Source organism: Pantoea sp. B_9, from assembly GCF_008632015.1.
In the GTDB taxonomy this organism is placed as follows: Bacteria; Pseudomonadota; Gammaproteobacteria; order Enterobacterales; family Enterobacteriaceae; genus Pantoea; species Pantoea dispersa.
Genome location: NZ_VWVL01000003.1, coordinates 601,843 through 612,464 on the forward strand (window position 1 = coordinate 601,843; position 10,622 = coordinate 612,464).

General features: G+C 54.1%; 10 protein-coding genes. 4 read left to right on the plus strand and 6 right to left on the minus strand.

The features are described 5' to 3' along the window. Window position 1: 1 nt before the first annotated feature. On the minus strand, window positions 2-715 hold the full coding sequence (bdcA, locus tag F3I21_RS12995) for an SDR family oxidoreductase (protein ID WP_150059089.1): 714 nt from the start codon (window positions 713-715) through the stop codon (window positions 2-4). 88 nt (window positions 716-803) lie between these two features. On the opposite strand from bdcA, the gene F3I21_RS13000 reads away from it, so the two are divergent. After that, window positions 804-1,379, plus strand: coding sequence for a TetR/AcrR family transcriptional regulator (locus F3I21_RS13000; protein ID WP_150059090.1), 576 nt, complete (start codon window positions 804-806; stop codon window positions 1,377-1,379). A 39-nt stretch (window positions 1,380-1,418) separates the two neighbouring features. On the opposite strand, the gene F3I21_RS13005 is transcribed toward F3I21_RS13000, so the two are convergent. The 4 genes from F3I21_RS13005 to F3I21_RS13020 all read right to left on the minus strand — a co-directional run bounded on the left by F3I21_RS13005 (window position 1,419) and on the right by F3I21_RS13020 (window position 5,882). Next, window positions 1,419-2,117 carry a GntR family transcriptional regulator gene (locus F3I21_RS13005; RefSeq protein ID WP_058758854.1) on the minus strand — a complete coding sequence of 233 codons (699 nt, stop codon included), beginning with the start codon at window positions 2,115-2,117 and terminating at the stop codon, window positions 1,419-1,421. 126 nt (window positions 2,118-2,243) lie between these two features. Then, a complete protein-coding gene (locus F3I21_RS13010) occupies window positions 2,244-3,437 on the minus strand; it encodes an enolase C-terminal domain-like protein (protein ID WP_190286095.1) in 1,194 nt (397 codons plus the stop codon). 1 nt (window position 3,438) lies between these two features. Next, window positions 3,439-4,758, minus strand: a complete 1,320-nt coding sequence (locus F3I21_RS13015) for an MFS transporter (RefSeq protein ID WP_190286096.1) — start codon at window positions 4,756-4,758, stop codon at window positions 3,439-3,441. Window positions 4,759-4,988: 230 nt separating this feature from the next. Next, window positions 4,989-5,882 (minus strand): LysR family transcriptional regulator, encoded by an 894-nt coding sequence (locus F3I21_RS13020; RefSeq protein WP_058758857.1) that lies wholly within the window; start codon window positions 5,880-5,882, stop codon window positions 4,989-4,991. A 120-nt stretch (window positions 5,883-6,002) separates the two neighbouring features. Here F3I21_RS13020 and F3I21_RS13025 point away from each other — a divergent pair, with 120 nt between their 5' ends. The 3 genes from F3I21_RS13025 to F3I21_RS13035 all read left to right on the plus strand — a co-directional run bounded on the left by F3I21_RS13025 (window position 6,003) and on the right by F3I21_RS13035 (window position 9,880). Further along, window positions 6,003-6,542, plus strand: coding sequence for a nuclear transport factor 2 family protein (locus tag F3I21_RS13025; RefSeq protein WP_150059093.1), 540 nt, complete (start codon window positions 6,003-6,005; stop codon window positions 6,540-6,542). A gap of 484 nt (window positions 6,543-7,026) precedes the next feature. After that, window positions 7,027-8,460 (plus strand): glycine betaine/L-proline transporter ProP, encoded by a 1,434-nt coding sequence (gene proP, locus F3I21_RS13030; RefSeq protein ID WP_031280122.1) that lies wholly within the window; start codon window positions 7,027-7,029, stop codon window positions 8,458-8,460. A gap of 136 nt (window positions 8,461-8,596) precedes the next feature. Continuing rightward, window positions 8,597-9,880, plus strand: coding sequence for an MFS transporter (locus F3I21_RS13035; RefSeq protein ID WP_150059094.1), 1,284 nt, complete (start codon window positions 8,597-8,599; stop codon window positions 9,878-9,880). 224 nt (window positions 9,881-10,104) lie between these two features. On the opposite strand, the gene F3I21_RS13040 is transcribed toward F3I21_RS13035, so the two are convergent. Then, the gene (locus tag F3I21_RS13040; protein WP_021509571.1) at window positions 10,105-10,314 is read right to left on the minus strand and encodes a CsbD family protein; all 210 of its coding nucleotides are present in this window, start codon (window positions 10,312-10,314) and stop codon (window positions 10,105-10,107) included. Window positions 10,315-10,622 lie beyond the last annotated feature (308 nt).

The window sequence follows — 10,622 nt, forward strand, 5'->3', positions numbered from 1 at the left end:
GTTATGCGCCAAACGCCCCATCAATGGTGTGCATGGCGCCGGTGACGAAACCGGCTTCGGGTCCTGCCAGCCATGCCACCATGCCCGCCACCTCTTCAGAACGGCCATGGCGTTTGATGGCCATGAAGCTGTGCATCAGATCTTTCATCGGACCATTTTCCGGATTGGCATCGGTATCAATCGGGCCCGGTTGCACCACGTTGATGGTGATGCCGCGCGGGCCGAAATCCCGCGCCAGGCCGCGCGCCATCCCCTGTAAAGCGGATTTACTTAGCGCATAAGACGCCATACCGGGAATCGGCATGCGGTCGCCATTGACCGAACCGATGATGATGATGCGGCCGCCGGCTGGCATCTGTCGGGCGGCTTCAACCGCAGCATGATACGGCGCGTGAATGTTAATGCGAAACAGGCGATCGACCGCGTCCGGATCCTGTTCCAGCGCATCGCCAAACAGGGCGATACCAGCATTAACCACCAGCACATCCAGCGGTCCACTGTCGCGCACGGTGGCAATCACCGCATCGCGCTCTGAGCTGTCGGTATGAACGGCAGCCGAACCGGTTTCGTGCGCCAGTTTTTCGGCGGCCTCGGGCGAACCTGAGAAAGTGAAGGTCACGCTGGCCCCCTCATCAGCAAAGCGACGCACGATAGCCGCACCAATACCGCGACTGCCGCCCAGAACCAGAACCTGCTTATCTTTAAATACGCTCATTTGCATCTCCACGTGTGATTTCTTAGTATGCATTACAAAATGAGCCCGATTTAATGTCAATGCAATTTTGTAGCGAGCACTATAAAATATGAAATCACCTGGTCGTCCCCGCAACTTTGACCCCGAACACGCCGTAGCGGTCGCGCAGGGGTTATTCCATGCCAAAGGTTATGACGCCGTCAGCGTCGCCGATGTCACTGACGCGCTGGGCATCAATCCGCCGAGCTTTTACAGCGCCTTCGGTAATAAGGCCGGATTGTATGCCCGCGTTCTCGATCGCTACGCCGCTACCGGCTCGATTCCCCTGGCTGAGATACTGCGCGACGACCGCCCGGTGGCCGAAGCCCTGGATGCATTACTGAAAGCGGCGGCGCTGCATTATGCCCGGGATGAGGTGTGTGCGGGTTGTCTGGTGCTGGAAGGGATTCGCTGTCAGGATCAGCAGGCGCGTGAGGCGGCCAGGGTGTTTCATCGCGCCGCTGAGGATACCATCCGGCGCTATATCGCGGCCCGCTACCCACAGGACGCGCAGCGCCTGACCGATTTTGTCAGTACCGTGATGTCCGGACTTTCTGCCAGAGCGCGTCAGGGCCACAGCGTTGAGCAACTGCTGGCCAGCGCGGAGCTGGCGGGTCTGGCGGTGGTTGCAGCGCTTGAGACTTGATCACTTTTCAGCGATGTTCTGACTGCGAAGTGATGCCGGTTAACTGGCTGAGTCGGTGTCCGCCACCGACCGCTGGAACATGCGCATAATGCCGCCAAGATGCCAGTGCAGAAGTTCCAGCGCCTGTTCATCCTCGTAATTAGTTAACCGCGCCACGATCGCTTCATGATCGTTTTGCGAACCCTGAAACTCATCCGGCGTGCGCGTCAGGTGATTGAGAAAGGCGCGAATGCGGTTGATGCTGGTTTTGTAAAAACCGACCAGCTCGCTGTTCTGGCTGGCTTCAATCAGTGCCATATGAAACGCCGCATCGGTTTCGCGGTAGGTCTCCGGCGCGTTTTGTAATGCATCGCGTCCACGCGCCAGCTGTTCGTTCAGGCGCGCGATCAGCGCCTGACGATCGTGTTGCAGCGCCAGCTTTAATGCGCCTGATTCCAGAATCTGCCGCATCTCACAGGTTTCGCGCATCTCCCGCTCATTAAACGAAAACACAAAAGTGCCGCGCTGCGGGATAATTTGCACCAGACGCTCCATCTCCAGCTTTTGCAGCGCCGCTCTTACCGGCGTCCGGCTCACGTTAAGCTGGGTGGCAATGTCGTTCTCGGAAATTAATGCACCGGGTGCAATCTGGCAATTCACGATCAGGTCCCGAATATGATCGGCCAGAATGCTGCTCAATGACTGCGGGCGGAGAATGTTTTTCGATGACCAGTCAATGATGAGTTTATCGGCGGGCATAGCGTGGCGAGCGTCCTTTAAACAGCGAGCATTTAGGGGGTCAGAATGACGATGAGCACTGTGTTTTGTAGTATACAAGAGACAGATCCCCCAAACAATAACAGGCCTGTTTGAGGGAGCGTTGGGTTATGATGTGAACAAGTATGTCTGCTGCTGGATATGCGCTGGATTAAGTGCCATGCCCATGCCGGGTCCCTGCGGTACCGGGATTAACCCGTTTTGTGGCACCAGCGGATCGCGCAGGAAGTACTGATGAATATCGTTCCATTTCACCAGAAACTCCTGATAAGGCGTGTGGATCGGCGATTGCGTGGTGCTGAAATGGGCCGTTGCGATGCTGGAATGACCGTGCGGAATCACCTGCAGATCGTACAGGGTGGCGATAGCGGCAATTTTTAGCGTTTCTGAAAGCCCACCGCACCAGTAAATATCAGGCTGAATCACATCCAGCGCCCCGGATTCAAAGAAGCGCTTGAAACCCCAGCGCGTGTACTCATGTTCGCCTCCCGCCATCGGGATGGACAGTTTATCTTTGAGTCGTTGCATACTGCTGATTCTGTCGGCCATCACGCACTCTTCCAGCCAGCGCGGGCGATACGGCTCGATGCCCTTTGCCAGTTCGAGCAGATACGTCACATCCATCGACTGCCAGCAATCAAACATCAGATCGTAATCATCCCCCACGGCTTCGCGCAGCGTTTTTGCCAGTTCGATGTTTTTCTTCAGCCCTTCTCTGCCGCTCATCGGGCCGTGGCGGAAAAACCATTTTTGTCCGCGATATCCCAGCGCCTTATACTCCAGCGCCCGCTCGTGCACTCGTGCCATATCCTGCACCGCAAAGCCCAGCATCGATGCGTACGCCGGTATTTCTTCCTGTAGCGAACCGCCCAGCAGGCGAAACACCGGTTGCTGCATCCATTTGGCACGCAAATCCCACAAGGCACAATCCACCGCGCTGATCGCCAGCATGCCATCGCCCTGACGCCCATGAATCTGCGCCCGGTACATCTGATCCCACAAACGCTCAGTGTCGCGCGGATCCTGACCCAGCAACAACGGTCGCAGCTGGCCATGAATGATTGATGCAACGGCATGCGGCACCGGCCCTGCCAGCCCGTCCACGCCCTCATCAGAAACGATCTCAAGAAACACAGTGGTAATGGCAAAACCGTCTTCCAGCTGAACGCCACCGTCATGATTATTCACGGTACGAAACTGCGCATAGACATCGGTGGGACGCGCGAGACGCTCCTCCCAGAAATCACCCTCTCCCGGCATCACACCTTTCACCTGAAGTAACCGGACATCAATAATCTTCATACTACTGCCCCTCACGTTGTTCATTGCTGGCCTGGTAAGCCGGTAAACGCTGGCGACGAAAGATGAGGCTAAGGGTAATGATCGAGAGCATGGCCATCGCCGCCAGCCAGTAAAATCCGCCGTTATAACTGCCGCTGCGGTCGCGTATTACGCCGATGACCCACGGATTCACCACACTGGCAATACTGCCCAGCGCATTGATCAGGGCGAGGCCACCCGCCACCACCGACGCCGGGATAAACTGCGCGGGTAATCCCCAGAACACCGGCATCGCGCCGAAAAAGCCAAATGCCGAACAGCACAAAAACATCATTTTAATCAGCGAGTTATCGAACCATGCGACGCATAACAGCCCGACAAAGGAGAAGATCAGCGCCAGATAATTGGCCAGCAGCCGTGACCCGGGACGATCGGCTATGCGTCCCAGCACCAGCATGCCGGCCAGACCAAATACGTAAGGAATGATGGTGATGAATCCGGTCTGAACATGACTTAAGCCGGTTTCGCTGATGATCAGCGGCAGGAAGGTGCTCACCGCGCCGTTGAGGTTCGCCAGTCCGTAATAGGTGAGGCTGAACAACAACACCAGCGGGCTGAACAGCGCTTTCAGCAGACCGCCGTGGCCGCGCGACGGCAATTTTTGCCGCTCAGCAGCCAGCGTTGTCACCAGCCAGTGCTGCTCATCTGCGCTGAGGAAGCGGGCATCTTCCGGCCGATCGGGCAACGCAAAGGGGACGATCAATCCCAGCACAATCGCCGGAATGGCCTCCAGCAGAAACATCAGCTGCCAGCCGCGCAGCCCCAGCCATCCGTGCAGCTCTAACAACAGGCTGGAAACCGGCGTGCCGATAATCAGCGCAATCGGAATGCCGGTCATAAACGAGGCGATAATGCGTCCGCGCCACGCCACCGGAAACCACAGGGTGAGATAAAACACGATGCCGGGAAAGAAACCGGCTTCAGCGGCACCCAGCAGCGCGCGCATCACATAGAGGCTGTTTTCACTCCACACAAACATATGTGCACCGGAGATGATGCCCCAGGTCACCATAATGCGGGCGATCCACCAGCGCGCGCCCACCCTTTCCATCAGCAGATTGGAGGGCAGTTCAAGGATGGCGTAAGGCAGGAAAAACAGACCGGCGGCGAGGCCAAAACTGGCGGCGCTGATGCCGAGATCGGCATTCATGGTGAGGGCGGCCACGCCGATATTGGCGCGATCGATCACCGCAATCACATAGCAGCCAATCAGGAGCGGAATCAGTCGCCACGACAGTTTACGGATCACCCGCTTTTCAATTTCAGTATCTGTACTTTGCATGGTCTTTCCCGATGTTGGTGTCATGGATAAAAAATGCACTTGTATACAAGTTCTGTTGTATACATTCGCTGACCACTCTTCAATGGGCTGAGTAAGGAAATGAGATATGAAACGTTTCAGCGAGAAGCCGCAAATAAACGTTTATAAGAGGATTGAGCCGGGCGAAGATGAATTAAAAACGTGGTGATTATTCGATGTGAACAGAGTGCGCTGACACACTCCGGGCAGGGTTATTTTATGCGCAGCCATTGTATAAACGCGCGCATGGCAGGTGACATGGCTTTACCTGCTATCCAGCAAAGTGAATAACCTGGGAATTCCATCTCCCAGGGTTGCAGAAGGCGACAAAGCTTGCCGGAGGCCAGCGATGCACTGACCCGTTCCGCCGTTAACTGGGCAATCCCTGCGCCAGCAATAGCAGCCTGCCGCTGCCTTTCGCGATCGTCTACCACCAGATTTCCATGCACGGGAATATCAAAAATTTCCCCCTCATTTAAAAACTGCCAGGGCTCTACCCTGCTACTTCCCGGCCAGCGCCAGCCGATGCAATTGTGATTGAGCAGATCTTCCGGGACTTCAACCGCACCATGCTTTGCCAGATATGCTGGCGCAGCGACCACAATCTGATGGAGCGGCTTGCCTAATGGAATAGCAACAAATCCCGGTTCCAGCACCTCGCCTAAGCGCAGTGATAAATCATAGCCGCCGCGGCTCAGATCGACCGGCGCATCGCTGGTTGTGATATCCAGCTGCACGTTGGGATAATCAGTAAGAAACCCGGCAATATTGTGATCAAGAAACATTTCAGCACCCGACCGAAAAGCATGAACGCGAATCAGCCCCTTAATATCCTGGCTTCTGGCGTGTGCCTGCTGCAGGGTCTCATGCAGATTAGTCATAATGGGTGCAGTCTGAAGAAACAGGGACTTGCCATCATCGGTAAGATATACCGCCCGGGTGGTCCGGTTCAGCAAACGTTGCCCGAGTTGTGCTTCCAGCGCGGTGATTTGCTGACTGACGGCTGACGCGGATACCCCGAGTATTTCCGCAGCGGCTCTGAAATTCAGTTGCTGAGCAACCACGACAAAAGCCCGTAAAGCCAGATACTCCGCGCTGTTAATCATTATTTATGTCCTTTATTAATCGCTACTTAACACACCATTAAGATACAGGAACTTCACGCCTGTAAGTATCTCGTTATAATCACTCAAATCATAATTAATAAATAATATCAGGAGCGCTTTATGCTGCAGGAAAACCTTGAATTAGCGCAGAGATTACAAATTATCGAAGACAAACTGGCTATTTATGAATTGATTGCGTCACATCCTCCCAGCGCAGATACTGCAATGGCGGAATATACATTATCGGTTTATCTGGAAAAGAGTGAATTCAATCGCGGCCCTCATCTTGATGGCGCGGAGGGTGCAGAGGCGATAGCCGCCTTTATTTTGCGGCCTGAGCATGAGGAAGCACTGGCTAGCGGATTAGCACATTTTACCGGATTACCCCTGATTGATCTGCGCGGAGACAGCGCGGTAGTGACCTCTTATTTACAGTTAATTTATCTGGATGATAAAGGCGAATCACGTATGCTGGCCAATCACGGCAGCTCTCCTGGGTATCGCATACACCGTGTTGTCGTGAATCGCTGGGAGTTAAAACGCATTGCGGATCAATGGAAAATTCATCGCAGGACGTTGATTCCTGTGGACGGTAGCGGTTTATCACGCGCATTGCTTTCCCAGGGTCTGAAAGATGTATTCAGCCGACAATCACGATAATTAACGCGACAAGACAGCTATTGAGCCAGACCACGATGTGCAGCTACGTCATGAACGACAATCCGCTACGAGACTGGCGGCGCAGGTTGGTGTCCAGCATGGCAACGGTCTGGCTATTCCTTTCAGCCAAATCCTTTGGTGATGTACTTGCCAGTAACGTATGAAATTTATCAAAGCCGACATTCTTATCCTGTAGCAACGCAGCATATTTCCCTGTAAATCATCGCCTCACCAAAGAATATCATGTGCAGAATGCTATCAGCTTTAAGCATCAGCATAATGGGTTATTTCAGCCGCTGCGCCTTTTGACAGTCTCATACTCTAACGCTACGCTTAATTGCAAGGATATATGTCGCAAACTTGCGTAAAGATAAAATATTTCCTAAGGTGACCGCCTTTCAGCCTCTTATAGCTTTCATTTCCCTTTGTGAAGTGCCGGCTGCGAAAGCTATAAGATCGCTCCAATTTTACTCATGGGGAGTTTATGAGCACCGGAACGATGACCAATAAACCTGATTTGACCGTTGACGATATTACCGTCATTGACAACAAATTATTGAAACGCGCCGTCAGCGCTGCAGCGCTGGGTAATACCATGGAGTGGTTTGATTTCGGCGTTTATAGTTACCTTGCCGTGATTATCGGCCAGGTATTTTTCCCGGATGCCAGTAATACCGCGCAGCTTATTGCGTCGTTTGGTACTTTTGCGGCCGCGTTTTTAGTGCGCCCGATTGGCGGCATGGTATTTGGTCCACTCGGCGATCGCTTTGGCCGGCAGAAAGTGCTGGCCTTTACCATGATTATGATGTCGATTGGCACCTTCTGTATTGGCCTGATTCCCAGCTATGCCAGTATCGGTATTGCCGCGCCGATCCTGCTGTTGCTGGCGCGTCTGGTGCAGGGCTTTTCCACCGGCGGTGAATATGGCGGTGCCGCCACCTTTATTGCGGAATACTCAACCGACAAACGCCGCGGCTTTATGGGCAGCTTCCTGGAGTTTGGTACACTGGCAGGTTATCTGCTGGGTGCCAGCCTGGTGACCGGTATGATTGCGCTGCTGCCGCATCAGGCGATGATGGACTGGGGCTGGCGCATTCCGTTCTTCCTGGCCGCGCCGCTGGGGCTGTTTGGCCTGTATATCCGCCTGAAGCTGGAAGAGACACCCGCGTTTAAAGAGCACATGGATAAGCGTGAAGAGGCCGAACATAACAAGCCGCAGCTCACGCTGTGGCAAATGCTGCGCACGCAGAGTAAGCCGCTATTGAAGTGTATTGGTCTGGTGCTGCTGTTTAACGTGTCTAATTATATGCTGACCGCCTATATGCCAAGTTATTTAACCGGCATTCTGGGGCTGAGCGAAATATCCGGTCTGCTGCTGGTGATGGTAGTGATGTTTATCATGATGCCACTGACCCTAATGTGGGGCCATTTTACCGACCGCATCGGCCGTAAACCGGTGATTGGTTTCGGCGCACTGGGATTATTAGTGCTGGCGATCCCGGCGTTCATGCTGATTGGTTCTGGCAACATGCTATGGGTATTTGCCGGTCTGGCCGTGCTGGGCTTACTGCATACCTGCTTTAGCGGCACCATGCCAGCGACATTACCGGCACTGTTTGTCACCGATATTCGTTACAGCGCGCTGGCTATCGGCTTTAATTTGTCAGTCTCGCTGTTCGGTGGTACCACACCGTTAATTACCGCATGGCTGGTCGACACCACGCACAATACCATGATGCCGGCGTATTACATGATGGGTGCCGGCGTGATTGGTTTGTTAACGGTATTGACGCTGAGTGAGACAGCACGTAAGCCACTGAAAGGTTCATCCCCTGCGGTGGCGACTAAAGCCGAGGCGCATAAACTGATTGATAAACTGCGTAAACAGCGCAGCCGTAAAAAACAGCAGCCAGCATAATCCTCGCTGATATTCACATCAGGTGCGCTCAATGCGCACCTTTTTTTGTGCCCTGCGTCAGACTTATAGCTCAGATAATCGCCCCGGGCTGCGGTAGACTGACCCTCTCTGACTGTTTTTTACTCATTAAGGGATAATGATGTCATCTGCAGAAGCTCCCGCCGTTAATCAAAAGCGCGTACTGATTGCCGGATCCGTCGGCAATTTTATCGAGTGGTATGAATTCGCCGTATACGGTTTCATGGCCACGCTAATCGCTAAACATTTCTTCCAGCTGGAAGGAGAAAGCGCCCTCACCAGCCTGATCCTCACCTATGCGGCCTTTGCGGTGGCGTTCTTTTTTCGCCCGTTAGGGGCGGTGCTGTTTGGCCGCCTGGGCGATCGCTATGGCCGTAAACCGGTGCTGATCGCGGTGCTGGTATTGATGACACTGGCCACCGTCGCCATCGGTCTGGTCCCGGTTTATGCCAGCATTGGCGTGGCTGCGCCGCTGCTGATTACACTGCTACGCATTTTGCAGGGACTGTTTGCCGGCGGAGAATACGGCGGCGCGGTCTCGCTGATGACCGAATCGGCGCCGCCCGGCAAGCGCGGATTTTATGGCGCGTGGCAGTCGCTGACGGTGGCGCTCGGACTGCTGGCGGGCGCGGGCGTGGTGGCAATACTGCCGCTGTTGCTGGGCGATGCCGCCATGAACGCCTGGGGCTGGCGCATTCCCTTCCTGCTGGCGCTGCCGCTCGGCGCAGTGGCGCTGTGGCTGCGCAGCGGACTCGACGAATCACCGCAGTTCAGCCAGACACCGGCGGCACCACAACAGCAGGCATCGCTGGGTGTCACGCTGCGCGCTATCGGGCTGGGCATTGGGCGGTTAATGGTATGGTCGGCCGCCGGTTATACCTACCTGGTGATCATGCCTACCTATCTGCAGGCCGCGCTGCACACCGGCTTCAACCAGGCGCTGCTGATTGCGGTGATCTCTAACCTCGGCTTTGCCGCCACCATCCTGCCGGCCGGCATACTCAGCGATCGCTATGGCCGCCGCACATTAATGCTGCTGGCGACGTTTTTGCTGCTGGTGCTGGCTTTCCCGCTGCTGAAAGTGTTGCAGCATCCGGAAAGCGGTATGGCGATCAAAGCGCTGGTGGTATTTATCGCCGGTGCGCTGGTGGGCATGCTGGCCGGACCGGGACCGGCGATGCTGGCCGAGATGTTCCCTACCCGCGTGCGTTACACCGGGCTGGGGCTGGCCTATTCGCTCTCCAACGCGCTGTTTTCCGGCTGCGCAGGTCTGATCATTACCGGCCTGATGAAGCAAACCGGCAACGCCGACATTCCCGCCTGGTATGTGATGGCCACCGCCGTAGTGAGTTTTGTCGCGCTGCTTTCGCTTAATAAGGACGATCACCGCAGACCCCTTTGAGAAAAAGCGTTTGTGCAGGTAAGTACCTGTCATTGGTCGCCATCAATGGCGACCCTACAGGGGCCGAAAGATTTTTTACAGGAGTGATGAATACATAAGCTTATTTATGTCTTAAATAACATAGAAAATAAAGCAAGATATGCCTGATATTTTATCCGACTCGAAAACAGTGCCATTATAAATAACAAAACCCCGGCACATCAGTGTGCCGGGGATAACCAACACTACCAGTTAAATTTATTACTATCTTCCCACTCTTTGACTTCTTTCTCTGCTTGATCTTTACCGTAGCCGTAGCGCTCCTGAATGCGGCCGACTAATTGATCGCGTTTCCCTTCGGCTACGTCTAAATCGTCATCTGTAAGCTGGCCCCATTTCTCTTTCACTTTTCCTTTGAACTGCTTCCAGTTTCCGCTGATACGATCTTCGTTCATCAGTGTTCTCCTCATTTAGGTGACAGTGCCGCCTGGCATTATTTCGCGCAGCGGTTAACTGCGCAGAGATAAGCGTAGCCTATGACTGAGATTAAAAGGTGCTTAAGCGAACAAATCGGAAAATTTACGTAACGGTACTGTTTAAAGCGCAGCGGGAATTAAATCTGAAAATATAGGCTATGATTTTTCAGGGTACTCAGTGATTTATCTGCGTACCCGTTTGCTACCAGGGCATTTAGTCTTTTGTATTCAGAGAGTAAATGGTTTTAAGAAACGCGAATCGCTTGATGTCGTCCATTCCCCGTGCG

Coding starts and splice junctions, on each gene's coding strand:
- bdcA (WP_150059089.1), bottom strand. CDS start 715: ATGAGCGTATTTAAAGATAAGCAGGTTCTGGTTCTGGGCGGCAGTCGC.
- F3I21_RS13000 (WP_150059090.1), top strand. CDS start 804: ATGAAATCACCTGGTCGTCCCCGCAACTTTGACCCCGAACACGCCGTA.
- F3I21_RS13005 (WP_058758854.1), bottom strand. CDS start 2,117: ATGCCCGCCGATAAACTCATCATTGACTGGTCATCGAAAAACATTCTC.
- F3I21_RS13010 (WP_190286095.1), bottom strand. CDS start 3,437: ATGAAGATTATTGATGTCCGGTTACTTCAGGTGAAAGGTGTGATGCCG.
- F3I21_RS13015 (WP_190286096.1), bottom strand. CDS start 4,758: ATGCAAAGTACAGATACTGAAATTGAAAAGCGGGTGATCCGTAAACTG.
- F3I21_RS13020 (WP_058758857.1), bottom strand. CDS start 5,882: ATGATTAACAGCGCGGAGTATCTGGCTTTACGGGCTTTTGTCGTGGTT.
- F3I21_RS13025 (WP_150059093.1), top strand. CDS start 6,003: ATGCTGCAGGAAAACCTTGAATTAGCGCAGAGATTACAAATTATCGAA.
- proP (WP_031280122.1), top strand. CDS start 7,027: ATGAGCACCGGAACGATGACCAATAAACCTGATTTGACCGTTGACGAT.
- F3I21_RS13035 (WP_150059094.1), top strand. CDS start 8,597: ATGATGTCATCTGCAGAAGCTCCCGCCGTTAATCAAAAGCGCGTACTG.
- F3I21_RS13040 (WP_021509571.1), bottom strand. CDS start 10,314: ATGAACGAAGATCGTATCAGCGGAAACTGGAAGCAGTTCAAAGGAAAA.